This window comes from Dyadobacter chenwenxiniae, from assembly GCF_022869785.1.
GTDB lineage: Bacteria > Bacteroidota > Bacteroidia > Cytophagales > Spirosomataceae > Dyadobacter > Dyadobacter chenwenxiniae.
In genome coordinates this window covers 188,486-214,850 of record NZ_CP094997.1, presented here as the reverse complement: position 1 = coordinate 214,850, position 26,365 = coordinate 188,486, and the positions used below count along the sequence as shown (strand labels likewise).

Annotated in this window: 16 protein-coding genes; 13 read left to right on the top strand and 3 right to left on the bottom strand. The window is 41.7% G+C overall.

Features of this window, described 5'->3' with window-relative positions; translation table 11 throughout:
* Positions 1-42 precede the first annotated feature (42 nt).
* The 13 genes from fcl (at position 43) to MUK70_RS00750 (ending at position 15,314) form a co-directional block, all read left to right on the top strand.
* Positions 43-984, top strand: coding sequence for a GDP-L-fucose synthase (gene fcl, locus MUK70_RS00810; protein ID WP_234655800.1), 942 nt, complete (start codon positions 43-45; stop codon positions 982-984).
* A gap of 110 nt (positions 985-1,094) precedes the next feature.
* Positions 1,095-2,240, top strand: coding sequence for a GDP-mannose 4,6-dehydratase (gene gmd / locus MUK70_RS00805; RefSeq protein WP_234655801.1), 1,146 nt, complete (start codon positions 1,095-1,097; stop codon positions 2,238-2,240).
* Between the two features lie 87 nt (positions 2,241-2,327).
* Positions 2,328-3,656 (top strand): flippase, encoded by a 1,329-nt coding sequence (locus MUK70_RS00800; protein WP_234655802.1) that lies wholly within the window; start codon positions 2,328-2,330, stop codon positions 3,654-3,656.
* On the top strand, positions 3,643-4,773 hold the full coding sequence (gene glf, locus MUK70_RS00795) for a UDP-galactopyranose mutase (protein WP_234655803.1): 1,131 nt from the start codon (positions 3,643-3,645) through the stop codon (positions 4,771-4,773). Before MUK70_RS00800 ends, glf begins: the two co-directional genes overlap by 14 nt.
* Positions 4,760-5,875, top strand: coding sequence for an acyltransferase family protein (locus MUK70_RS00790; RefSeq protein ID WP_234655804.1), 1,116 nt, complete (start codon positions 4,760-4,762; stop codon positions 5,873-5,875). Before glf ends, MUK70_RS00790 begins: the two co-directional genes overlap by 14 nt.
* Complete coding sequence (locus MUK70_RS00785) at positions 5,838-6,746, top strand: glycosyltransferase family 2 protein (RefSeq protein WP_234655805.1); 909 nt, start codon at positions 5,838-5,840, stop codon at positions 6,744-6,746. The genes MUK70_RS00790 and MUK70_RS00785 overlap by 38 nt, the downstream gene beginning before the upstream one ends.
* Positions 6,747-6,781: 35 nt before the next feature.
* Positions 6,782-7,957: a glycosyltransferase family protein gene (locus tag MUK70_RS00780; RefSeq protein ID WP_234655806.1), complete on the top strand. Its 1,176-nt coding sequence runs from the start codon at positions 6,782-6,784 to the stop codon at positions 7,955-7,957.
* Positions 7,958-8,084: 127 nt separating this feature from the next.
* Entirely contained in the window at positions 8,085-9,278 is a 1,194-nt protein-coding gene (locus MUK70_RS00775) for an EpsG family protein (protein ID WP_234655807.1), read from the top strand.
* A gap of 67 nt (positions 9,279-9,345) precedes the next feature.
* Positions 9,346-10,518, top strand: a complete 1,173-nt coding sequence (locus tag MUK70_RS00770; protein WP_234655808.1) for a glycosyltransferase family protein — start codon at positions 9,346-9,348, stop codon at positions 10,516-10,518.
* Positions 10,519-10,566: 48 nt separating this feature from the next.
* Positions 10,567-11,673: a glycosyltransferase family 4 protein gene (locus MUK70_RS00765; protein WP_234655809.1), complete on the top strand. Its 1,107-nt coding sequence runs from the start codon at positions 10,567-10,569 to the stop codon at positions 11,671-11,673.
* The gene (locus MUK70_RS00760; RefSeq protein ID WP_234655810.1) at positions 11,670-12,668 is read left to right on the top strand and encodes an NAD-dependent epimerase/dehydratase family protein; all 999 of its coding nucleotides are present in this window, start codon (positions 11,670-11,672) and stop codon (positions 12,666-12,668) included. Before MUK70_RS00765 ends, MUK70_RS00760 begins: the two co-directional genes overlap by 4 nt.
* Positions 12,665-14,506: a right-handed parallel beta-helix repeat-containing protein gene (locus MUK70_RS00755; RefSeq protein WP_234655811.1), complete on the top strand. Its 1,842-nt coding sequence runs from the start codon at positions 12,665-12,667 to the stop codon at positions 14,504-14,506. Before MUK70_RS00760 ends, MUK70_RS00755 begins: the two co-directional genes overlap by 4 nt.
* A gap of 37 nt (positions 14,507-14,543) precedes the next feature.
* The gene (locus MUK70_RS00750; RefSeq protein ID WP_234655812.1) at positions 14,544-15,314 is read left to right on the top strand and encodes a WecB/TagA/CpsF family glycosyltransferase; all 771 of its coding nucleotides are present in this window, start codon (positions 14,544-14,546) and stop codon (positions 15,312-15,314) included.
* Positions 15,315-15,372: 58 nt separating this feature from the next.
* Here MUK70_RS00750 and MUK70_RS00745 read toward each other — a convergent pair whose 3' ends face one another.
* The 3 genes from MUK70_RS00745 to MUK70_RS00735 are packed head-to-tail and all read right to left on the bottom strand — an operon-like array spanning position 15,373 to position 26,050.
* Positions 15,373-22,845, bottom strand: coding sequence for a T9SS type A sorting domain-containing protein (locus tag MUK70_RS00745; protein WP_244784609.1), 7,473 nt, complete (start codon positions 22,843-22,845; stop codon positions 15,373-15,375).
* A 28-nt stretch (positions 22,846-22,873) separates the two neighbouring features.
* A complete protein-coding gene (locus tag MUK70_RS00740; protein ID WP_234656768.1) occupies positions 22,874-24,403 on the bottom strand; it encodes a DUF1501 domain-containing protein in 1,530 nt (509 codons plus the stop codon).
* A gap of 9 nt (positions 24,404-24,412) precedes the next feature.
* A complete protein-coding gene (locus tag MUK70_RS00735) occupies positions 24,413-26,050 on the bottom strand; it encodes a DUF1800 domain-containing protein (RefSeq protein WP_234656767.1) in 1,638 nt (545 codons plus the stop codon).
* Between the last annotated feature and the right edge of the window lie 315 nt (positions 26,051-26,365).

Below are 26,365 nucleotides of genomic sequence, written 5' to 3'. Positions count from 1 at the left end.
TACGTCGTATTTAAATGGCCATACCCAAATCCAGGAAGCATAATGAAACAATCAGATAAAATATACATAGCCGGCCATCGTGGAATGGTTGGATCCGCTATTCACAGGGCGCTGAGCCAGAAGGGTTACAGTAACATTGTAACAAGGACTTCATCTGAACTGGACTTGCGCAATCAGCAGGATGTTGCCGATTTTTTTGCGGAAGAAAAACCTGACTATGTGTTTCTCGCAGCCGCCAAAGTGGGCGGAATCGTGGCCAACAACACATACAGGGCAGATTTCATTTATGAAAATTTGATGATTGAAGCAAACGTAATTCACCAGGCCTATCTCCATAAAGTGAGCAAGCTCATGTTTTTGGGATCCTCGTGTATATATCCAAAGCTGGCTCCACAACCTTTAAAAGAAGACTATTTGTTGACGGGCTTGTTGGAAGAGACAAACGAACCTTATGCCATCGCAAAAATTGCCGGAATTAAACTCTGCGAAGCATATCATGATCAGTATGGCTGCAACTTTATAAGTGTAATGCCGACGAATTTGTATGGCTACGGCGACAATTATAACCTGAAAAACTCTCATGTTCTGCCCGCTTTGATCCGCAAATTCCACGAAGCAAAAGAAGCAAATAAACCTTTCGTGGAGGCTTGGGGAACGGGATCACCCAAACGTGAATTTCTTTTCGCAGACGATCTGGCGGAAGCATGTTTGTACCTCATGGAAACATACAATGGTCGCGAATTGGTCAATGTCGGAACTGGGGAAGACCTGTCTATCAAAGAATTGACTGAACTGGTTGCTAAAACTACCGGCTATGAAGGTGAAATAAAATGGGACACCTCCAAGCCGGACGGCACTCCAAGGAAACTCATGGATGTCTCGAAACTGCACGCACAGGGATGGAAGCACACCATTGAATTGCCAGAAGGAGTTGCTCTGGCTTACGAAGACTTCTTAGCAAATCAGGAAGTGTATACGGTTTAGTCAACTGAATTTGGCTCTATCAAGCCCTTATACAGCATTCGGAATCAAGCTCTTTGCTCAAAAATATTCTTTTTAAATCAAAATTAGACTTTTACTTAACGATAAATACAATGGCAAACAAGGTAGCATTAATTACAGGGGTAACAGGACAGGATGGAGCTTATCTGTCTGAACTTTTACTAAGCAAGGGTTACACCGTTCACGGTCTGAAACGCAGAAGTTCGCTTTTCAACACGGACCGTATCGATCATCTTTATGAAGACCCGCACGTAGCTAACCCTAAATTCATTCTACATTACGGCGACCTTACCGATTCGATGAACCTTACCCGGATCATTCAGGAAGTTCAACCGGATGAAATTTATAACCTGGCTGCGATGAGCCATGTTCAAGTAAGTTTTGAGATGCCGGAATATACAGCTAACGCCGATGGAATTGGCACACTTCGTATTCTTGAAGCGGTGCGCCTATTGGGTTTAACCAAAAAGACCAAAATCTATCAGGCTTCGACTTCGGAACTATACGGATTGGTACAGCAGGTTCCACAATCGGAAACAACACCGTTTTACCCACGTTCTCCTTATGCAGTTGCAAAAATGTATGCGTACTGGATTACGGTGAATTACAGAGAAGCATATGGAATGTTCGCTTCCAACGGAATTCTATTTAACCACGAATCTCCACTACGCGGAGAAACTTTTGTAACACGAAAAATCACAAGAGCTGCTGCCAAGATTGTTTTGGGGTTACAGGATTGCCTTTATATGGGGAACATTGATTCGCAACGCGACTGGGGACATGCGAAAGATTATGTTGAGGCGATGTATCTGATTTTGCAACAGGAAGTTTCTGAAGACTTTGTTATTGCAACCGGTGTAACAACGCGTGTTCGTGAATTTATCCGTAAAACGTTTGCTTTCCTAGGCGTTGAATTAACGTTCACTGGTACGGAAGAAAATGAAGTAGGCACAATATCTGCGATTGACACAGCTCGCCTTGCAGAACTGGGAATTGCAAATGGTGAACATTTGAAAACAGGAACTACTGTCCTGAAAATCGATCCAAGATATTACCGCCCAACCGAAGTTGATCTGTTAATCGGAAATCCAGGAAAATGTGATGAAAAACTTGGATGGAAACCTAAGCATACACTTGATATGCTAATTGAAGATATGGCAACTTCTGATTTACGTTTGTTCCAAAAAGATCAATTGCTATTGAAAGAAGGATTTGGTGTTTTGAATTATTTTGAATGAAATATTGGGAAGAACGTAACTAGCCAGAATAGCAGTACTAGATATTATTAATTAGGCTAGACATGAGTCGAACTGACAAAGAAGAATATGAGTAAAAAGGGACTGTTTCAGAATATCATTTCATTGGGCGTTGTACAAGTTACAAACTACGCCTTACCTCTGATTACGGTTCCAGTTATCTCTCGTATTTTAGGGCCAGATAAATTTGGAGTAATTAGTTACGCGGCCTCGTTCATGGCCTACTTTACTTTATTGATTGGCTATGGTTTTGACTTAACAGCCACTAGAAAAATTTCAAAAGATCCAGCAAATACTTCGCTTAGAAATCAGGTTTTCAACGAAGTATTTGCCTGCAAACTGCTTTTGTTTCTAATTTCAACATTTATATTTATTATTTGTCTTTTTAGTTTCCCTCCTCTGGCGCTAGAAAAAAAGGTAGCAGTATTTTCATTTATTGCCTGTATTGGCACCGTCTTTACTCAGAATTGGCTGTTTCAAGCAATGCAAGATCTGCCCAAAATTGCATGGTTGAGTTTAATAAGCAAGCTCTTATTCACTTTTACAATTTTGATCGTAGTTCAACAAAGAGAGGACTACGTATGGCAGCCATTGGTTACGAGTCTAATTCAAATTGTGGTTGCCGTTTCTTCATATATTTGGGCGGTAAGAAAATATAACCTACGGTTTCATAAAGTAGGTTTAGGCGAAATATTTAACCTTTTATGGGAAGAAAAGGTTGTCTTTTTTTCACTAATGGTGATAAGTCTTTACACGACCTCGAATATTATAATTCTAGGGTTATTTCAAAGTGAAACCCAGGTTGGATATTATTCAGCGGCGCAGAAATTAATGGAAGTAGCACGCTCCGTGATTACTCTTCCCCTGGCAATGGCACTTTATCCCTACATTGGAAAGGCGTTTGGAGAAGGGAAAGATGTAGGGTTAAGAACGGTTCACAGAATATTGCCTGTCATAGTATTGTTTACCGCTATTAGTGGAGTTGCTATGCTACTTACAGGTCCAATGGTATTAAAAATGTTTTATGGAAATAAATTTGAGCCTTCCATCCCTGTATTTCAGCTACTGACATTCATTCCATTGATTATCGCTCTAAGTAATGTATTTGGAATACAAATAATGATGAATCTAAAAATGGATAAACAATTTTTCCGAATAACCGCTTCCTGCGCAATTATTAGCGTCATACTTAATGTGTTCATGGTTCAAAAAATTGGATACATCGGAACAGCTATAAACTGGCTGGTTACAGAAATTGTGATAACCATAAGCATGTATATTGTTTTAAGGAGAAATGGAATAAACCCTATTGATGCAAGGCAGTTTGCTCCATCCGCAATATACAGTCAACTACAACCGGTAATACTCAAACTCTCAAAACGATATGAAAAAAAATAGATTCCTAATAGTCGGCGCTGGATTTACAGGAGCTGTAATCGCTGAAAGATTAAGTAAAAAGCAGGATTGCGAAATTGTAATAATAGATGAGCGTAATCATATAGGCGGTAATTGCCACACTAAGAGAGATGACGAAACCGGAGTGATGGTACATACTTATGGCCCACACATTTTTAATACTGATAATAGGAAGGTATGGGAATATATTAATCAATTTTGTGAAATGGTGCCTTTCGTTAACAGGGTAAAAACTGTTTATAACGGAAAAGTATATTCAATGCCGATTAATTTGCATACAATCAACCAGTTCTTTTCTAAAACATTTAATCCAAAAGAGGCTCAAAACTTTATAGAAACCCTTGGCGATAAGACTATTACAGAACCCTGTAATTTTGAAGAACAAGCATTGAAATTTATAGGAAAGGAATTATACGAAGCATTTTTCTACGGTTACACAAAAAAGCAGTGGGGATGTGAGCCAAGTGAACTACCTGCTTCAATTTTGAAACGACTTCCCGTCCGATTTAATTATAACGATAATTATTATAACACGCAGCTTCAGGGCATTCCAAGGAATGGTTATACAGATATATTCGAAAAAATGCTGGATAATCCTTGCATTGACGTTCGGTTAAACACACATTTTAGCTATGAAGGGGATACATTGGACTATGATCATATCTTTTATACAGGGCCAATAGATGCGTTTTTTGGATATAAATACGGTCGTCTAAGTTACCGGACCGTTTATTTTGAAAGCAATATAGTTTCCGGAGATTATCAGGGGAACCCAGTCATTAATTATGCTGACGCAACTGTGCCATACACTCGCGTTCATGAGCACAAACACTTCACACCATGGGAGAATCACGACAAAACGATCTACTTTAAAGAGTTCAGTAAGGAAACTTCAGAAGCGGACATCCCCTACTATCCTAAAAGACTTTCAAAAGATTTAGAAATGTTAGAGTTGTATCAAAATGAAGTAAAAAAGCTTACCAATTTCAGTTTTCTTGGTCGCTTAGCAACTTATCGTTATATGGACATGCATCATGTGATTGGAGAGGCTCTTGAACTGATGGAAACGGATAATTATTTACGGAATGAAACAACTTAACTCCATTCAATATCTTCGCGCATTAGCAGCCCTACTAGTAGTATACTGCCATGCTATCGACCAGCAAATGCGTTTAGGCCAATCTTATCAACAAGGCTTTCACCATCTGCAGAATTTTGGTGCAATTGGAGTAGATATATTTTTTGTTATATCAGGCTTCATCATTTCCTATATCTCAAAGAAGGAAGTTGGACCAAAAGCGGCGTTGATATTTCTGAAGAAAAGGTTTATCAGAATTAATCCGGCGTATTATGCAGCTAGTGTAATCGCTTTGGGTTTCATGATGCTGAGCAACAGCTTCTCGTTTTCTACACAGTCAACCCTTAAAACCATATCTATACTTCCTATTTTTGAATCAGGCGAGATATTTCAGAACCCGATACTGCACATCGGCTGGACATTAAGCTTCGAATGGTTGTTTTACCTAGTGGTTTCTTTACTTATGTTATTATCAGTTGTTCAATACAAAGATCACCTTTTGATATTGATCTTGGTTGTTGTAACATTATTAGGAATCTTGTTTCCAAGTAAGGAAATTCACTTTAATTTTGTCACAAATCCAATGATCTTGGAATTTGGCTTTGGTATACTCTTATCAATAATTTACAAAGATTTAAAAGCACAACCAATTATCTATCCAGCACTCTTGTTAGCCATAACCGCTGCTTTTTTCATACACCTTATATATAATGGCTATGGAGAAATATCAGAAGCTTCAAAAATTCTTAAAGGTGAAAATGTTTGGCAAAGAATTGTCATTTGGGGAATTCCAAGTGCAACCCTTGCACTTGGATTGTTATTTCTTGAAAAACAAATGGGATCAAACTTCTTTCATAACAAGAAACTACTGTTATTAGGTGATGCGTCCTACGCCATATATCTAGTGCATCAAACATGCTTCAAAGTCATCATTTCAGTTCTGCAAAAAACTCATTTTGCATCAAAATTAAACTTGGATTTTTTGGTCTTAATATTGGTGTGTATATCGGTTATGACAGGCATCCTGTTTCATATTTATATTGAAAAGAAACTCATATCTTTTTTTAACAAAATATTAGTTAAACATGAAATACTCAATAGCCGTTTTAGTGGTAACGTATAACAGGTTAACACTTCTTAAAGAATGTATTAACGCACTGAGAATGCAAACGTACCGGTTTGACAGTCTTTTTGTCATAAACAACGGTAGCACGGATGGTACTGAGGAATGGTTAAGTAGTCAGAAGGATTTAAAAATCATAACGCAACAAAATTCAGGCGGCGCAGGCGGCTTTCATACAGGTATAAAAGCGGCAATGGAAGAAAACTTTGATTATTTATGGCTTATGGATGATGATGTGATACCTTTATCAGACGCATTGGAACAACTAATTAAGGTGAAAGAGTCAAACACAGATTTTTCATTTTTAGCCAGCCTCGTTAAAGGGAAAAATGGGAATATAATCAATGTTCCGGTTCTGAATTCGGATAAAAGTTTGGACACTAACTACCCTGTATGGGCCGACAAATTCGAAAGTGGGCTAATTAAATTACAGCAAGCGACGTTTGTATCGATTCTAGTAAACACAGCTACTATAAAAAAAGTGGGTTTACCTATCAAAGAATTTTTCATTTGGGGCGATGACTATGAGTATACCGCTAGATTATCAGCCATAACACCAGCGTATTTCGTCGGATCGAGTGTTGTAAGACACATGAGAGCATTAGAAAAAAGTCCGGCTCTCAATGAAGAAGTTGAAGACAATCGAATCAAATTTCATTTCTATGCAGTCAGGAACAATGTATATTTAATTAAGCAAAACAATACACTAATTAAACGAATTTTCAAATGTTTGACATACCCAGTTTTTATGATCAAATCAATAATAGGCTCTAGAAAAACAGTGAAAAAGATAAATGTTATTTTGAAGGGTTTTATTGCAGGGATATTCTTTAATCCAGACATTGAGTATATTGATACTAAAAACATTTAAGCCGTTGTTTATCCTTAATTCTAAGTAATCTAATTGTGGAAAATCCTGCCATTGTAATTGTCACCTTTAACAGGCCTTCTTCCCTGGAAAGGATCTTGTATTCTATACAGTCTGCCAATTATTCTCACAATGATATAGATTTGATTCTAAGTATAGATTATCAAGATTCAGATTTGCATCGCGAAGTAGTAAAGATAGCAAAAAATTTTGAGTGGCAATATGGTACTAAAACCGTGATCGAGCATTCTGTAAACCTAGGCCTCCGCAAACATATACTAGGAATTGGAGAACTGCTCAACAAATATGCTTCCATTATTGTACTAGAGGATGACATTTATTTATCACATAACTATTATCATTTCGCCAGTCAAGCAGTTTCATTTTATCAAGATGACCTCGAAATTGCAGGCATTTCTTTATACAACTTCAATATCAATCAATACGCCAACTTACTTTTCTTTTCTGAAAAATCAGATACTGATGTATACTTTATCAACTGTGCCCAGTCTTGGGGCCAGGTGTGGATGCGCAAGCAGTGGAAAGAGTTTGCCCAGTGGTACACTGCGAATTCGGCGGAATTTGACGAAATGCCAAATTTACCTAAGACAATCTGTAATTGGCCGAAAAGCTCCTGGTTAAAGTATCACAATAGGTACTGTATTGAAAATAACAAGTATTTTGTCTATCCATATACTTCTTTATCAACTAACTTTGGAGATTCTGGCACTCATAATACCTTAAACAACTCACTATTTCAGGTGCCTCTTCAATATGGAAATAAATCTCGTTTTCAATTTATAAAGCGAACGGATTTAACAATATGTTACGATGGATTCTTCGAGCGTAAATTTATGGGCAGATACTTGAAGGTGGATGACAAAGATCTTTGTGTAGATTTTTATGGAGAGAAGAATAATCGAGAAAACAAACAATACTATCTGACACCAAAAAAAATGAACTTTGAAGTAGTTCGTTCGTTCAAAATGGATTTGAAACCTTATGAATTAAATATTATCAATTCATTTTACGGAAATGAGATATTTCTATATAACACACATAATTCTATAAAAATGAACGGTGGCTCAAAATATTCATTAAATCAGGTTCAATTTTTATATCAATTTGTTTCACTTCATTCGCTGGCAAAAAACATTAAATACACCAATATAGTAAAATATTATATAAATAGATTTTTACATAAACTGTTGTGATAAGTTCAATTGACAGTTTAATGGCTATACAACATTAATCATACTTATGTAACATAGTTCGATGTAAAAATTACCTTCTAATATCTAAGTACTCGTCGTTTGTCAATACTAGTATATTCCATTATTTATGCTTGAAACCTACATTGTATACACAATAATTTTGGTCACTATTTTGACTAGTTCTTATTATATATCCATATTGACACAAACAGCCCCGAGCAACCTACCAGGGCATAGCATATCTAATAGGGTAAATGATACTAGGTATGTCATACTTGCGAGTATACCCATCTTGGTATACTCCATTATTGAAGGGTTTCGGTACGACGTAGGCGTGGACTTTATGCAAAATCGCCTGATTTTTGAATACATGCAGCAGGGAAACCTCTACAGAACTGAAATAGATCCATTGTACCTTTGGATAATAAGATTTTTGGCCCTGGTTGGTTTTGAATCTCCGGTTTTGTTTATTATAACTAGCTTTTTATTTATATTTTCTTTATACTTTCTTTTACGGGAAAAAAAGCATCTAGTTTTATTTGCTGCACCGATGTATTTGTTATACAGCTTATATGCGGAAAACCTAATTCGTCAATTTTTTGCCATTGGCTTGCTTGTAATTGGATTATCTTATTTACTAAAAAACAAGTATGCCATATTCTTATTATTTGCTATTCCAGCGTTTTTTATCCATTCTTCATGTATAATCGCTATTTTCACCTATTTAATGATATATATATTTTATAAAAAATTACTAAATATTAAATTAATATTCATACTAATTGCATACCTAATTTCTTGGTATGTAGGAACTGCTGTTATTGAAGGGTTGAAGCCGTTAGTTTTATTCTTTAATTATATGGGCTTAATGCTAAACTATACCGACTATGTCGATTCGCTTCTGGACAATACCAGAGTGGATCTATTTTTCAACGCGTCTATTTTTGGTAATGCCTTTCACTTTGCAAGGAATCTGTTTCTTCTAATTTTTGGTTATAAATTACTAAGAAAGTACCCAAATAGACACTATATATTTTTCTACTTCATTTTTGTCCTATACGCTATTACAAAGCCGATGTTTTCCCGACATGAATTGTTTGACAGGCTGATACATTATCTTGAAATACTGTTACCCGTACTAATTGGATATATGGGTTATGATGTTTTTAAAATGAAGCGTAAAAACCTTCTTGTCAGCATTGCGTTAAGAGGAGCAGTTATAGTTATCATACTTTTCAATATTTATAGCTACTATGGTGGTATTAACAATAATGCTAAAAGAATGAATCATGGCTTCTTATTTGTATGGGATAAAAGATGACAATTTGTTAATTCCTATAATCTTTATAGTCATTAGTTAGACTTGATTATAACTGAGCTTTCAAACGATGATAGTAAATAAAAAAATAGTCATTTGCGATGTTAATATTCAACAAAATGGACATTATATTGGATACAATCAGTTTGTAATCGACAATTACAAAAGGGTTCTTGGCGGCGCTGTTGGCGACGAGCTGATATTCGTATACAATATTGAGGCAAAGGAGCTACTAAGGTTTCCAGAAGATGCTCAGACGATTTTTTTAGACTTTAAGGCGGATCTTGTCGACACTTTGTCAGGACGGACACAGATCTGGAAGATGGTTTTGTCAGCGATAGAAGGCTTGAAGGCCGATATGTTATATTTTCTAGACCTGGACAAATTTCAAATACCTGTGTCGCTGTATAAGGGAACTACAAGTATCTCAACAATCTATTTTCGCCCTCACCACAGAACGGTTCCTTCGAATAACAAACTTAAAACCGTTGTAAATACAAAAATTAAATCCTTAAAAAAGATATTTTCCGAAGTTATAGTGATTGGGCTGAACAAAAATGTTAAGAATATCTTCATTTTAAATGACCCTAGCGGGGTCGCCCATCTTAACAAGTTTTACCGCACGGAGAAATTCAAACATCTTCCTGATCCGATCTTTTCTTATGACACTGAAAGTCAATCAGAAATTTTGGAGAAAGATAAATCTGAGATCTCCCTTTTAGCATTTGGCGCATTGGCTGAAAGAAAAAATACTGAAAATATCATTAGGGCATATTCGGTTGCTAAATTCTCCCAGCCAACGGTGTTAAAAATCATTGGTTCCAGCAAACCTGCGTATTTTAGTACCATATCCAGGCTGGTTGAAGAAGTAAAAAACAACCTTGCCCCTAACAAGCGTATCATTCTAGAAAACAAATTTGTAAGCAATGCGGAGATGGATGAGCTCCATGCCACATCCCACATCTCATTGCTGATTTATAAAGACTTCTTTGGATCCAGCGGTTTGCTGGGAAGATCTGCCAAACATAATATGTATGTTTTGGCTTCATCGGTTGGGCTTATTCAAGAACTGGTTAATAAGTACAACTTAGGGAAAACCACGGACCCGTTCGATGTCAATCAGATCGCACAAGCCATGGAACAAGCTCAAAACGAATATTCACATTTTAATACCGATGGATGTAAAAGATTTTACGAAGAGCATCAACCTGATCAATTTCTGAAATCTCTGTTTCTTCAATAACACGAATCGCTCAATCGGATAAAATGCAAACGCTGTAAAATAATTCAAATGATTGCCCACTCAACGAAAAAGATATTAATTATAGGCCAAACTCCCCCACCCTACGGTGGTCAGAGTATCATGATCGGAAAAATCGTTTCGTTTTTAGACAAAAGCGATTTTGACTATAAGTTGATACGGATGAATTTCAGTGAGGAAATGGACCAAACTGGAAAATGGGGTTTAATGAAAATTTTCAAGCTTTTCAAGATCTTATTTTCCATCATATATACACTGCTTTCATATAAACCGGACTATGTATATTATCCGCCGTCGGGATTTGAAAGAGTTCCAATTTACAGAGATATCATTTTGTTGTTTTTTGTCCGGCTACTCAGATTCAAAGTAATCTTTCATTTCCATGCGGGGGGATTGACTAATATTTATGAATCATTGTCGCCCTTCTTTAAAAAGACCTTTGAGTTTGTATTCTTCTATCCGGATTATTCGATATGCATGAGCGAATCAGGAACAGCAGATCCTCTATTTCTGAAATGTAAAGACATTACAATCATTCCATATGGCGTAGATGACTTGCGAATCGCGGGAGATATTCAAAAACAAAATCAGGATCGATTCAGCGTATTGTTTGTTGGTGTTTGCAGAGAGACGAAAGGAATTTTGGATTATCTGGATGTGATCAGGAGAGCCAATAAAATTGACCCCAGAATCAGGGGACAGGTGGTTGGTAAGGCGTTCGGAACGAAAGAGGCAAATGCACTTGACCTGGCAGTAAAAGAAGGATTAATCACATATCATGGAATAAAGATTGGTCAGGAAAAAATAAATGTTTTCAATGAATCTGATCTGTTCTTGTTTCCAACGTTTTTTGAACACGAGAATTTCCCGACCGTTAATCTTGAAGCCTTTTCGTGCGGCCTGCCCGTCATTTCGACGAAATGGAGAGGAGTAGTGAATCAAATCACGGATGGCTATAATGGTTACATACATGATGTACATGGCGTCGAAAGCATGGCCGCATCGATCGTGAAAATATTAAATGACAAAAGTCTTTATTCCCAGCTTTCACAGGGTGCCAGATCAAGTTACGAGCAGTACTACTCAGTTGGCGTTTTCGAAAAAAACATTATTAACTTTTTTAATTCATTAAAATGAAGTCTATTTTAATAACGGGCGGGTCAGGATTTATTGGCACCAATCTAATTGACCTTTTGATTAAAAAAGGGCATAATAATATAGTCAACTATGATAAAAACCCTCCTATCAATTCGAAGCAGTCGGCTTTCTGGAGGAAAGGAGATATCATGGACGAAAAGCAAATGGAAGCGGCCTTCAAAGACAATCAGCCAGACGTTGTGATCCACCTTGCTGCACGCACGGATACTTTAAGTGATGTTCTGGAAGATTATAATGAGAACCATATTGGGACGCTACATGTCCTGAATGTAATTAAGAAATTCCCATCCGTTAAAAATGCGATTATAACATCCACACAATACGTTTATAAATCAGATGACAAGCCTCTTCCAACAAGAATGGACGAGTTCCAGCCCCATACCATTTATGGACAAAGTAAGGTTTTAACGGAGCAATATACACATCAGGCTAACTTGTCGTGCAATTGGACCATTGTAAGACCAACTAATATCTGGGGGCCATGGCACATGCGTTATCCGAATGAACTTTGGAAAGTTATAGACAAGGGAATGTATTTTCATCCCGTGGAGCATCCCGTTATGCGAACTTATGGTTACGTAAAAAATATTGTACATCAAATCTATCAAATACTTGTCGCTCCTTCGGAAGTGGTAAATCATAAAATGTTTTATGTAGGCGACGCTCCTGTTGATTCGTATCTCTGGCTCAATGAGATTTCAGTCCAGCTTAATGACAAAAAGATAAGAAGGTTACCGAAATTTATTTTTCAGGGAGTTGCGAAGGGGGGAGACCTATTAAGATCCGTAAAGGTCCCATTCCCTCTTTATTCAAAAAGATTCCAGAACATGATCGAGGATTATCCCGCTCCGACAGAGATTACTATTGAACTATTTGGGCAGGCGGATGCTTCTTTGAAGAATAATGTAAGTGAAACAATTGCGTGGTTGCGCGGCGAGGGGAAAGGATTTTTTGAGCATTGGAAAAACAAATGAAAAAACTAACATTATTATTGCTTATAGCCCTTTTGTCCACATATCATTCATATGGGCAAAAGACCGTTAAATACTACCTGGCTACCAAATCTCAAAAGAATGCTGATGGGTCTGTAGGAAAGCCCTATTCGGACATTCGGAAAATTCAGCAATTAATCAGGAGTAGAAAAGATAAGCGTGATAATGTGCAGGTCATTATCAGAAAAGGCATTTACGAGTTCGATACGCCTCTTTCTTTTGGCCCTGATGACGCAGGAGATTCGTTGACTACTGTGGAGTACATGGCTTACCCGGGAGAATCAGTGACTTTTAGCGGTGGAAAGCAACTGAAAGGCCAATGGGTTAAAACTGACAAAAAGAATGTCTGGAAGCTAAAAATTCCTTCATTTAAAAAAAAGGACGTTTTTCGATCACTTTTTGTAAACAACAAACGACTCCAACGCGCTACGTCTGACACTTTATTTACCAAAGGGCCAATACCCAAATTCGCTTCTGCTTTTAAAGCCTGGGAGTGGCCTGCAATAAGAAGAATGGTAAAGGATTCCATTGATGTTTTTTGTGGATTCGCATATGAAGGCAACACTCTGGATTCGGCAAAAAATATATTGGGATCGGAAGTGATTGTTTACAATAGCTGGGAGGCTTCCTGGCAGACTGTCAGAGATATTGATCGTAAGAACCGTGTATTGTATTTTAAAAATCCATCGATGTTTCCTGTTGGCTTTTATAGCCCAAGGGTACGATTTAGAATTGAAAATTCACGGGATTTTCTAGATAAGCCGGGTGAATGGTTATTGGACTACAAAACAGGAGAAGTGTTGTATTATTCACATGCGGCTGAAAACCCAAACCAACTTCGCTTCACCGCTCCTCTATTAGACACGCTTCTTATTGCGAAAGGAGATGCAAAGAATAATATTTTCGTAAACAACTTGAAATTCACCGACATCAATTTCAGTTATACCAACCCGGCATGGGGGTTTAACAATGTTGAGGAAAAAAACAAAGTCACCAATTTAAAGAAGTTCGACTGGCTCGATTTTAGTGAGGGTTTTTCATCGGGACAGGCCGCTATGGAATGCGGTGCCTCCATTCTTCTGGAACGAACAAAGAACAGCACATTTAAGAATTGTTCTTTTACGCATCTAGGTAATTACGCTATTTGGATCAGTGAATTTTCCACCAAAAACAGTATAATCAATGCTACCATTAATGATATCGGCGGTGGTGGAATTTTGATTGGAGTAAATATTTCAGGTGCCAGAAGAATGATTTGGCCAGCTACAAAGTCACCCTCATTTAATCAGGTGATAAACTGTAACATTTCGGATTGCGGACTGTTTTTTGTATCAGGGGTTGGGATCGGTATTATGCAGGCAAATCATAATATAATCAAGTCCAACGAGATATATAATTTGCCATATACGGGAATAAGTGTTGGATGGACTTATACCTTTGAGGATAGTTATACAACGCATAACCTGGTGGAGGATAATTACATTCATGATGTAATGAGGACCTTGTCTGATGGAGGGGGAATTTATACCCTCGGAAAACAAACTGGCTCCGTATACCGTAACAACTACATCAGAACTATCCCTCGTTCCAAAAATGCAATCGGTGCATGGAATAACGGTTTCTTCTTTGATGAAGGCTCATCTGACTTTCTAGTGGTGGGCAATGTAGTATCCAACATTAAAAATGAGGATTATCGTTTTCATAAAAGTGATTCCACGAAAATTCAAATGAAAGATAACCATTTTGATAAGCTCCGGTTCAATCCGGAATTAAAGAAACGGATTTCCGAAAAGTGGGAAAAGCAGCCAAAAGGCAAGTGATATCCCCATTGCAACTTCAACGTTATTACAATATCTGATGAAAAAAGTAAATTTATTAGGAATCGGAATTTCCGTTGGGCGCTATGATTCGTTCCTTGAACAGCTTTTCCAACTTGCCGCGATAAAAGAGAGTTGCTTCATCTGCGTTTCTAATGTACATATGCTTGTGGAAGCATATCTCGACGCGAATTTTTCTAAAATTGTCAACAGTGCTAAAATTTGCACACCAGACGGAATGCCTTTGGTTTGGGGCTTGAAATTGCTGTATGGTATTCACCAGGACCGGGTCGCTGGAATGGACATTTTGCCAGACATTCTCAGAACGGCAGAACAAAAATCAATTCCGATATTCTTTTACGGAGGCTCGCCCGAAATGTTGGCGAAAACATCATCATTTGTAGATGAAAAATACCCTTCACTGAAAATCGGGGGAATGCATAGCCCTCCTTTCCGGCCATTAACAGAACAGGAAGAGCTCAATGACATTGAATTGATCAATGCCAGCGGAGCCAAAATACTTTTTGTTGTACTTGGTTGTCCGAAACAGGAAAAATGGATGGCTAAAATGAATGGAAAGATTCATATGCCAATGATTGGAATAGGAGGTGCGTTGCCGGTCATGGTTGGACTTCAATCCAGGGCTCCTGAATGGATTCAAAATGCGGGTCTGGAGTGGTTGTTCAGATTGATGCAGGAGCCAAGAAGACTATTTAAAAGATATGCAGTGACCAACTCACTTTTTTCCTTTCTCCTGATCAAGGCGTACATCAAAGGTTTATTCAAAAGAAACGACTATTCAACATCTTAGGAAATTTTTATTTATCCTCCTTTTTTAGTCTGTTGAATAGTCGTTTGATATTTTCCCTTTATTGCACCAGCACGACCTGTTTTACTTTCGTTTGCTGACGCGTCTGCAATTTTAACAAGTAAGTGCCGGAAGCTTGTTGTCTCAGATCAAGCATGTGCTCATATGCCGCAGCTTGTCCGACCACTGATTTGTTCCAGATAAGCCTTCCTTTCAAATCGTATAAGGAGAGTTCGGCTTGTTGCTTATCTTGAAGATTGGCTCTTATTGTCAACAGGCCACTGGTCGGGTTAGGAGAAAGCACCAGTTCCAAATCAGTTTCCGAATCCGCGCGCTCCCCGACAGTTGCTATTTCACTCTCTTCATTTGTCCGAAGTGTAGAACTACAGGTCACTGACCTCGGAGAATTTGACAATATTTTGCTTGAACCTTTAACCCTTATACTTAGCTGGTGGGCTTGCCCATCTTTAAGGCTCTGGGGCAAGGCCATGTTAAATGCATACTTCCCAGTACTTCCAGCCCCGGCGTTTATCAAATCTGCGCGGTAAATATTAGCAATGGCTGTTGCATGCACTATGGTGCCTTCTACCAACTCAACAGTCAATACCGAATTAGGGTAATTCTTGTCCCAGACCCAGCCACGCACAAAGTTGCAATCCGCGCTGTCAAATATCCCAAAATAAAGCGACGCAGCGGCACAGCTTAGTGTCTTTGGCGAACCCGACAGGCTGTAACCAGTGCCCTTCACACGCAAACTCAGATTATGGGACTTGCCATCTTTTAGGGAAGCAGGAAGCGCAAAGCTAAAACCATAGTTCCCTGTACTGCCTGTGCCTGCACTCAACAAGTCGGCACGGTAGGTGTTGGCCGTAGCTGTTGCATACACTGTACTGCCTTCTACCAGTTCTACTGTCAAAACCGAATTTGGGTTGTTCTTATCCCAGGCCCAGCCGCGCACCAGATCACAATCTGCTCCTTCAAGCAGACCCGCATAATCAGGCAAGGCCGCACAGGTAACAGTAATTGGAGAACTTGGCAAAACATATGTGCTTCCCTTGATGCGGACGCTTAACTGACGCGCCTGCCCGCTCTTTAATGCGGACGGAAGGGGAATATCGAATCCATAATAACCCGTGCCAGTCCCAGCCGCTTTCAGATCCGCACGGTAAACCTTGGCAACGGCAGTCGCATGAACCGTGCTGCCTTCCATTAGCTCAACAGTGAATGAAGAATCTGGGAAATTGCTCGCCCAGGCCCAGCCTTTAACCGAGTTGCAATCGGCCGTCTCGAATTTACCCGCGTACTGAGGCAGGACTACACAGGTCACCGACCTTGGAGAACTGGACAATATATGGTTTGAACCTTTTACCCGGATACTTAACTGGTGGGTTTGCCCATCTTTAAGGCTTTGGGGCAAAGCCATGCTGAATGCATACTTCCCTGTACTGCCAGCCCCGGCGTTTATCAAATCTGCGCGGTAAATATTAGCAATGGCTGTTGCATGCACTGTGGTGCCTTCTACCAACTCAACAGTCAATACCGAATTAGGGTAATTCTTGTCCCAGACCCAGCCACGCACAAAGTTGCAATCCGCGCTGTCAAATATCCCAAAATAAAGCGACGCAGCGGCACAGCTTAGTGTCTTTGGCGAACCCGACAGGCTGTAACCAGTGCCCTTCACACGCAAACTCAGATTATGGGACTTGCCATCTTTTAGGGAAGCAGGAAGCGCAAAGCTAAAACCATAGTTCCCTGTACTGCCTGTGCCTGCACTCAACAAGTCGGCACGGTAGGTGTTGGCCGTAGCTGTTGCATACACTGTACTGCCTTCTACCAGTTCTACTGTCAAAACCGAATTTGGGTTGTTCTTATCCCAGGCCCAGCCGCGCACCAGATCACAATCTGCTCCTTCAAGCAGACCCGCATAATCAGGCAAGGCCGCACAGGTAACAGTAATTGGAGAACTTGGCAAAACATATGTGCTTCCCTTGATGCGGACGCTTAACTGACGCGCCTGCCCGCTCTTTAATGCGGACGGAAGGGGAATATCGAATCCATAATAACCCGTGCCAGTCCCAGCCGCTTTCAGATCCGCACGGTAAACCTTGGCAACGGCAGTCGCATGAACCGTGCTGCCTTCCATTAGCTCAACAGTGAATGAAGAATCTGGGAAATTGCTCGCCCAGGCCCACCCTTTAACCGAGTTGCAATCGGCCGTCTCAAATTTACCCCCGTATTGAGGCAGAGCTACACAAGTCACCGACCTTGGAGAACTGGACAATATATGGCTGGAACCCTTTACCCGTATACTTAACTGGTGGGTTTGCCCATCTTTAAGGCTCGGGGGCAGGGCCACGCTGAATGCATACTTACCTGTGCTTCCAGCGCCTGCATTCACTAAATCAGCCCGGTAGACATTGGCGATAGCTGTTCCATGCACCGTGGTGCCTTCTACCAACTCAACGGTCAATACCGAATTAGGATAGTTCTTGTCCCAAGCCCACCCACGCACAGAATTACAATCCACCCCGTCAAATATTCCGCCGTAAAGCGACACCGCTGCACAGCTTACTGCTTTGGGTGAACCCGATAGGTTATAACCAGTGCCCTTCACACGCACGCTCAGGTTATGGGACTTGCCATCTTTCAGGGCCACAGGAAGCGCAAAGCTAAAACCATAATTCCCTGTACTACCTGTGCCCGCACTCAACAAGTCGGCACGGTAGGTGTTGGCCGTAGCTGTTGCATACACTGTACTGCCTTCTACCAACTCCACAGTCAATGCCGAATTAGGATAGTTCTTATCCCAGGCCCAGCCACGTACCAGATCACAATCTGCCCCTTCAAGCAAACCCGCATAGTCTGGTAATGCCGCACACGTAACCGTTTTGGGAGAATTAAGAAGCACATAGGTGCTGCCCTTCACACGCACACTTAGCTGACGGGGTTGACCATTTTTCAAGGAAGCAGGAAATGGGATACTGAACCCATACTTGGCCGTGCCAATGTTATAGTCTTTCAGATATTGCCGGTATATATTGGCAACAGCAGTCGCTTGTACAGTACTTCCTTCCATGATCTCTACTGTAAAGGCAGAGTCAGGATAATTACTTGCCCATGCCCAGCCCTGGATCAAATTACAGTCTGCCACCTCAAAGCTACCATAGTACTGAGGGATCGCAGCGCAGGTCACCGACTTGGGTGCAGTTACCGGCAAGACATAAGTGCTCCCCTTGATCCGGACGCTCAACTGACGCGCCTGGCCACTCTTTAATGCGGATGGAAGTGGAATGTCGAATCCATAGTAGCCTGTTCCTGTTCCAGCGGCCTTCAGATCGGCACGGTAAACCTTGGCAACTCCTGTCGCATAGACCGTGCTGCCTTCCATTAGCTCAACGGTGAATGAAGAATCTGGGAAATTGCTCGCCCAGGCCCACCCTTTAACCGAGTTGCAATCGGCAGTCTCGAATTTACCCGCGTACTGAGGCAGAGCTACACAAGTCACCGATCTTGGAGAACTTGATAATATATGGCTTGTACCTTTAACCCGTATACTTAACTGGTGGGTTTGCCCATCTTTAAGGCTCGGGGGCAGGGCCACGCTGAATGCATACTTCCCTGTGCTTCCAGCGCCTGCATTCACTAGATCAGCCCGGTAGACATTGGCGATAGCTGTTCCATGCACCGTGGTGCCTTCTACCAACTCAACGGTCAATACCGAATTAGGATAGTTCTTGTCCCAAGCCCACCCACGCACAGAATTACAATCCACCCCGTCAAATATTCCGCCGTAAAGCGACACCGCTGCACAGCTTACTGCTTTGGGTGAACCCGATAGGTTATAACCAGTGCCCTTCACACGCACGCTCAGGTTATGGGACTTGCCATCTTTCAGGGCCACAGGAAGCGCAAAGCTAAAACCATAATTACCTGTACTGCCTGTGCCCGCACTCAACAAGTCGGCACGGTAGGTGTTGGCTGTAGCTGTTGCATACACTGTACTGCCTTCTACCAACTCCACAGTCAATGCCGAATTAGGATAGTTCTTATCCCAGGCCCAGCCACGTACCAGATCACAATCTGCCCCTTCAAGCAAACCCGCATAGTCTGGTAATGCCGCACACGTAACCGTTTTGGGAGAATTAAGAAGCACATAGGTGCTGCCCTTCACACGCACACTTAGCTGACGCGGCTGGCCACTCTTCAAGGAAGCAGGAAGTGGGATACTAAACCCATACTTGCCGGTTCCAATGTTATAGTCTTTCAGATATTGCCTGTATATGTTAGCGACAACAGTCGCATGGATGGTGGTGCCTTCCATTATTTCTACCGTAAAGGCAGAGTCAGGATAATTACTTGCCCATGCCCAGCCCTGGATCAAATTACAGTCTGCCACCTCAAAGCTACCATAGTACTGAGGGATCGCAGCGCAGGTCACCGACTTGGGTGCAGTTACCGGCAAGACATAAGTGCTTCCCTTGATGCGGACGCTTAACTGACGCGCCTGCCCGCTCTTTAATGCGGACGGAAGGGGAATATCGAATCCATAATAACCCGTGCCAGTCCCAGCCGCTTTCAGATCCGCACGGTAAACCTTGGCAACGGCAGTCGCATGAACCGTGCTGCCTTCCATTAGCTCAACAGTGAATGAAGAATCTGGGAAATTGCTCGCCCAGGCCCACCCTTTAACCGAGTTGCAATCGGCAGTCTCAAACTTACCCCCGTATTGAGGCAGAGCTACACAAGTCACCGACCTTGGAGAACTTGATAATATATGGCTTGTACCTTTAACCCGGATACTTAACTGGTGGGTTTGCCCATCTTTAAGGCTCGGGGGCAGGGCCACGCTGAATGCATACTTCCCTGTGCTTCCAGCGCCTGCATTCACTAGATCAGCACGGTAGACATTGGCGATAGCTGTTCCATGCACCGTGGTGCCTTCTACCAACTCAACGGTCAATACCGAATTAGGATAGTTCTTGTCCCAAGCCCACCCACGCACAGAATTACAATCCACCCCGTCAAATATTCCGCCGTAAAGCGACACCGCTGCACAGCTTACTGCTTTGGGTGAACCCGATAGGTTATAACCAGTGCCCTTCACACGCACGCTCAGGTTATGGGACTTGCCATCTTTCAGGGCCACAGGAAGCGCAAAGCTAAAACCATAATTACCTGTACTGCCTGTGCCCGCACTCAACAAGTCGGCACGGTAGGTGTTGGCTGTAGCTGTTGCATACACTGTACTGCCTTCTACCAACTCCACAGTCAATGCCGAATTAGGATAGTTCTTATCCCAGGCCCAGCCACGTACCAGATCACAATCTGCCCCTTCAAGCAAACCCGCATAGTCTGGTAATGCCGCACACGTAACCGTTTTGGGAGAATTAAGAAGCACATAGGTGCTGCCCTTCACACGCACACTTAGCTGACGCGGCTGGCCACTCTTCAAGGAAGCAGGAAGTGGGATACTAAACCCATACTTGCCGGTTCCAATGTTATAGTCTTTCAGATATTGCCTGTATATGTTAGCGACAACAGTCGCATGGATGGTGGTGCCTTCCATTATTTCTACCGTAAAGGCAGAGTCAGGATAATTACTTGCCCATGCCCAGCCCTGGATCAAATTACAGTCTGCCACCTCAAAGCTACCATAGTACTGAGGGATCGCAGCGCAGGTCACCGACTTGGGTGCAGTTACCGGCAAGACATAAGTGCTCCCCTTGATGCGGACGCTCAACTGACGCGCTTGGCCACTCTTCAATGCGGATGGAAGTGGAATGTCGAATCCATAGTAGCCTGTTCCCGTTCCAGCGGCCTTCAGATCGGCACGGTAAACCTTGGCAACTCCTGTCGCATAGACCGTGCTGCCTTCCATTAGCTCGACCGTGAATGAAGAATCTGGGTAATTGCTCGCCCAGGCCCACCCTTGAACCGAGTTGCAGTCGGCAGTCTCGAATTTACCTGCAAACTGAGGAGGCGCTGCGCAAGTTACTGACCTAGGAGAATTGGGTAAAATATAAGTAGTCCCTTGAACGCGAATACTTAATTGCCTGGCCTGACCATTTTTTAGTGATGTGGGAAGCGGGAAACTAAATCCATACTTGCCATTCCCAATGTTGTAGTCCTTCAGATATTGTCGATATATATTAGCGACTCCTGTAGCATGTACTATATTGCCTTCAACTAACTCCACGGTTAACGGTAAATCTGGATAGTTGCCTGCCCAAGCCCACCCATAAACGGTATTACAATCCACTAGCTCGAAACTGCCGTAATACTGAGGAGCGCCACAAGTTATGGTCTTTATAGATCCTGGTAAAATGTACGTTGTCCCCTTCACCCGAATGCTTAGCTGAACAGGCTTCCCGGTTTTCAATGAATTGGGCACAGGTATTTCGAAACCGTAGTTGCCTGTACCCGTTCCTGCATTCTTCAAATCCTCTCGATAAAGATTCGCCACCACAGTAGCACGTACGGTTGTTCCTTCCAGAAGCTCCAATGTAAATGCACTATCCGGTTTGTTCCTATCCATTGCCCAGCCTTTGAGCGTATTGCAATCAGCAATTTCCAAGCTTCCTTCATAAGCACAATTCACTGTTATTGGCGATCCGGTTAACAGGTAATTGCTACCCCTCACACGAACGCTGATCTGTTTTGCTTGCCCATCTATCAAATCAGCAGGCATTGGAATAGCGAAACCGTACTTTCCAGTTCCTATTCCGGCGCTCTGCAAATCCGCCCTGAAAGTGTTAGCCTGAGCAGTAGCAAATACAGTACTGCCATTCAAAAATTCGACTGTGAGTACAGCATCGGGATAGCTCTTGTCCCAGATATACCCTTTGATTTCATTGCAATTAGCTACTTCAAGAACGCCACTATAATTAACTGGCGTGGAAACAACATTCAATGACGCTAGGGTATAAACGTTGTAAAGTTCGGGCACTATGTTTTGAATAGTCGTTATGGATCCGGAAGTTAATGTGCTTGATCCGCCAAGCACATTAACTTCATCCACTGCTGAGGCGATCTTCTCCCAGCGTGACAAAGTTTGATTCCATCCAACAATACTGAGGTTTGGTAAGGAGTTGCCTGTTAGATTTGCAACATCACTCTGAGCATTCCAAGATAGTGTTAGGCGAGTAGCATTCGTGCCCCAAATGTCCCAAAACTCCTTATTGCTGACAGTACTGATAACGGCATCTTTACTGGAAACGCTAAAAGGTCCGCCTCCGGGGACCGATGCAATATTCGGATCTTCCTGAAAATAGGCGCCTACCGTCCCGTCTGCTTCTGCTGCAAATGGCCGGTAACTACCGTTGTCTCCAACAGGAAACACAAAATGTCCAGCTCCATTTTTTTTAACATATCCATCGACGAATCTTTGATCACTTATGCCAGTCAGCTTCGAGTTAGGTGAAAAACTTACTATCCCACCCGCGCCAGATCGTTCTGTGACAATAATAGCATTTTGGCCATAGGACATCCATGAAATACAAGACAGCAGAAAGATGATGAAATAAAACTTCTTCATGATATGAATTTTTGTCGCTATGGGAATTTTAGCCGTTGATGTTCGCACTGTAATCGCCTAAGAATTTTAATTCTCCTCCTACGTCAACTTTGATGCTCTTGGCAGTAATGTTCTGCCCGACTTCAACAATGTGCCCTGTATTCACTTTCACAATAGATGTGGCATTAGGAACGCGTCCATTAGACCAGATCTCGGGATTGGGCCAGGCCCCCGATGCTATGGTTTGCACCACGTCAGAAAAGAGCGAAGTGGTCTTAAAGTTTTTATAAAGAAGTTGGTCTGTCTTTGAGCCTGCTGTGCCAAACCAGTCATTTAAAATATCTGCATATACCCTTCGGAAATCAATTTGCATCTTAATGTCACGGTTGGTCTCCCACTGTGTAGGAGTAGGTGGCAGTAGTCCATTGATCAAGTCCGGATTGGTTCCGATAAGTTGTCGCTTGATTCCCGTCCCAAAAACAAACATAGGTGCACCGATGCCATGATCTGTCCCATTTGATGCATTCGAAGTAGCTCGCCGGCCAAAATCTGAGAATGTCATGCCAAGCACACGATCCTCAGTACCTTGTAGTTTCAGGTCTTTTTGAAACGCTGCTACACCATCAGATAGCTTTTTCAACAACTCTGCATGAGTTCCTTCAACACTAGTTGATCCTATCTGATTGGCATGTGTATCAAACCCCCCCAACTCGACATAATAAATTTTGGATTTCAATCCTCCATGAATAAGTCTGGCGACTATTTTTAGCTGTTCGGCTAAATTATTTTTAGCGGAGGCATCCGGATATGTGGCCAGGTTCGTTCCTGCGCTTGCCGCCGCCTTTATTTCGGCACCATACCCCACTGCAAGCACCTGTTGTTGCCTGATAAAAGCAACTAACTCGCCTGCATCGCAACATGGCAGACCGTCTCCAGGAGTAACCCGGGGTTCTCCTATTAACTGATAAAAAGTATTAGGGTCTTGAAGCGTTATGCCCATTGACTGATTGGTACCGAGTAATGCCGTGGTACTTATCTGACCGATTTGAATTGCCAATGGATCTTCCATCGTGGCATTGGGGTAGTTTGCCGGATATCCAGCAAACCGATCGCCGAGATAACGCCCCGCCCAACCCGAATTAGAATATTGTGTAGAGTCCACAGCGGTCATCCATATATCAGTAGACCGATAATGTGATTGATCTGGATTTGGATAAGAAACCGAATTAATAATTGCCAGTTTACCTTCGTCATACATTTCACGCATGCCCGTCATAGCAGGGTGAAATCCTGATTCCAAATTTCCAGCCAGACGCAATACCTGATTTTCTGGAATAGCTATGTTGCTTCGTAGTTCATTGTATTTTGAATAGTATTCTAACGGAATAACGGTGTTCAAGCCATCATTGCCTCCACCCAAATAGATGATTACTAGAATGCGGTCATTATTGAGCGCTGAAACGTTTGCTAATGACTGGACTAGGGCTGAGCTTTTCGCTAAAGACTTAACTCCAAAGCCATTTAACATAACCGGAACCATCGCAGTGGATGCGGCGCGAAAGAAATCTCTTCTTTTCATAGTTTTCGGTTAAAACAATTGATATTCAGCCATTCTTAACATATGTTTCATCAGCGCCTTACACCTTACAAGAACCGCAGTTTGCCTTGGGTATTCGGTTGGAGCCGTTCGATAAGCATTCCATTCCCTGACCCAGGTTCCGCGGGCGCTATTATTCATCATCATAATGTTATCTATCAAAAAGTCCTGCTGAGTTTGCGATAGCTCCGTACTGAAGAGGTTTCTGGTCAGTTCTTTCAAAACTTGCTCACAAGTAATTCCAGGAGTATTCGCCACGTCTGAAAAGTTAGGCTGAATGGATCGCAACCTTTTTAGAAGATCAACCCCTAAAAGATAACCAGGTTTGATCTCCAGCCAAGGATCAGTGAATGCGTCAGTTCGAGCGCCACGAAGCCCAAGTGTTGTACCGTTAATCCAGTTTTTGGAATAACCAGTTTGGTAATAAGGAAGAGATCCGAAAACAGATGGCTGGTTCAAGAAATTAAGTTGTAGGACAGTCATGCTGTTATTTAGGTAGTTCATCATGATACGAAATGGCCCGTACTCTGTGGTCAAATCAGGAACTGGCAGATCAAACATCCGCACTGCCCCTATCATAAACTCAGCGGGCGACTTTACAATAGCACCAATGTTCCGGACATCGTAGAAAATTTCGCTTGTTAAAAGCTTTTTCAGGACCGGAGCAATGGCGAAATTATTTTCAGGGCTTGCAAAAAAATTGGCTAGTGGGATAATGACTTGGTCTTCTATCTCTTGTGTAACGTTTGGGTTAACGTACCATCGGTATAGTTTTCTACAAATAAATTTCGGCGTTTCCTGATGCCCTAATAACATATTAACTAAGTCAACTAACTCTTCATCACCAGCCGCTTGTCCAGCTCGTCCCGTAATAGTCTTATTATTATAAAATGAAGAAAAATTCTTTTCTGACGTGTCATGGCGGTCTGGGTTGAAAGTCGAACCAAAAGTCGTTGAACCTTCTTTAAAAGAATTTACCACTTGCCACCCGGTCAGCACTCTAGCTGCCTCCTTCACATCTTGCTCAGTATAGTTGTGATTTCCAGCAAAATCCTTTTGACCTACGGTAAACAATTCTTGCAACTCCCGACCATAATTTTCATTGGGATGCTCCTTTTCGTTCTCATTCCCGTTCTGATACATCAACATGGCCGGATCCTTGGTAACTCCTATCGTCATTTCCCTAAAATTACCCAGCGCATTTAGCCTTAACAACCTCAAATACCGGTCAATTAAGCGATAGTCTTCGACCGCACTAAATGCCACAACAAAATGATTTTGCCAAAACGCAGTCAGTTTGTCAAGAACAGAAGGACGACCTGTTTGTTCGGTCATTAACCCTATCCACCAAAACTGGATATAGCTATTATATGCAGCAACACGCGCAGATGTGAATGGCTTTGTCAAAAACGGTTGCCCCGAATCGCTCCGACCTGCCTCTAATTCGACAGGCGGCGGTGGCGTTGCACGGTAAGAAGCATTGCTTATTAAAAGATCAACCGCCTGAGTAGCAGTCATGCCGGTGAGGCTTGTTATCTCCTGCTGTGTTGGCCCAAAAGTCGCCCTCCTCAGTAAGTGAGAAGCGGTTTTTTCTGTTAACGGTGATGTGTATATGTCTAAATATCCCATTTGATTTACGCATTTCCATTATTTGCTATAACAAACATAACAAGTAGTTGTAGTAATTACTAATTAATTCTACAATCACTCGAGATATATTTATCAATTCTAATACAAATAGTTTAGCTGATAAAGCTCCATATGTTATGGGTAATTCGTGCGTCAGGTGCGTCTAAGACTAATATTTTATCAAGCTTTATGATGACAAAACCTAGTTTTGAATATCTGCCATTTGGAATTGGCTATGGGGCGTTCGGCAAAAACCCTTAAAGAGAATTATATTTAACAATTGCAGACAATCCCGCAGGATTTAGGCTGAATCGG

Bases quoted from the DNA above. Each gene is read 5' to 3' on its own strand.
- fcl (WP_234655800.1), top strand. From the start codon at position 43: ATGAAACAATCAGATAAAATATACATAGCCGGCCATCGTGGAATGGTT.
- gmd (WP_234655801.1), top strand. From the start codon at position 1,095: ATGGCAAACAAGGTAGCATTAATTACAGGGGTAACAGGACAGGATGGA.
- MUK70_RS00800 (WP_234655802.1), top strand. From the start codon at position 2,328: ATGAGTAAAAAGGGACTGTTTCAGAATATCATTTCATTGGGCGTTGTA.
- glf (WP_234655803.1), top strand. From the start codon at position 3,643: ATGAAAAAAAATAGATTCCTAATAGTCGGCGCTGGATTTACAGGAGCT.
- MUK70_RS00790 (WP_234655804.1), top strand. From the start codon at position 4,760: ATGAAACAACTTAACTCCATTCAATATCTTCGCGCATTAGCAGCCCTA.
- MUK70_RS00785 (WP_234655805.1), top strand. From the start codon at position 5,838: ATGAAATACTCAATAGCCGTTTTAGTGGTAACGTATAACAGGTTAACA.
- MUK70_RS00775 (WP_234655807.1), top strand. From the start codon at position 8,085: ATGCTTGAAACCTACATTGTATACACAATAATTTTGGTCACTATTTTG.
- MUK70_RS00770 (WP_234655808.1), top strand. From the start codon at position 9,346: ATGATAGTAAATAAAAAAATAGTCATTTGCGATGTTAATATTCAACAA.
- MUK70_RS00765 (WP_234655809.1), top strand. From the start codon at position 10,567: ATGATTGCCCACTCAACGAAAAAGATATTAATTATAGGCCAAACTCCC.
- MUK70_RS00760 (WP_234655810.1), top strand. From the start codon at position 11,670: ATGAAGTCTATTTTAATAACGGGCGGGTCAGGATTTATTGGCACCAAT.
- MUK70_RS00755 (WP_234655811.1), top strand. From the start codon at position 12,665: ATGAAAAAACTAACATTATTATTGCTTATAGCCCTTTTGTCCACATAT.
- MUK70_RS00750 (WP_234655812.1), top strand. From the start codon at position 14,544: ATGAAAAAAGTAAATTTATTAGGAATCGGAATTTCCGTTGGGCGCTAT.
- MUK70_RS00745 (WP_244784609.1), bottom strand. From the start codon at position 22,845: ATGAAGAAGTTTTATTTCATCATCTTTCTGCTGTCTTGTATTTCATGG.
- MUK70_RS00740 (WP_234656768.1), bottom strand. From the start codon at position 24,403: ATGAAAAGAAGAGATTTCTTTCGCGCCGCATCCACTGCGATGGTTCCG.
- MUK70_RS00735 (WP_234656767.1), bottom strand. From the start codon at position 26,050: ATGGGATATTTAGACATATACACATCACCGTTAACAGAAAAAACCGCT.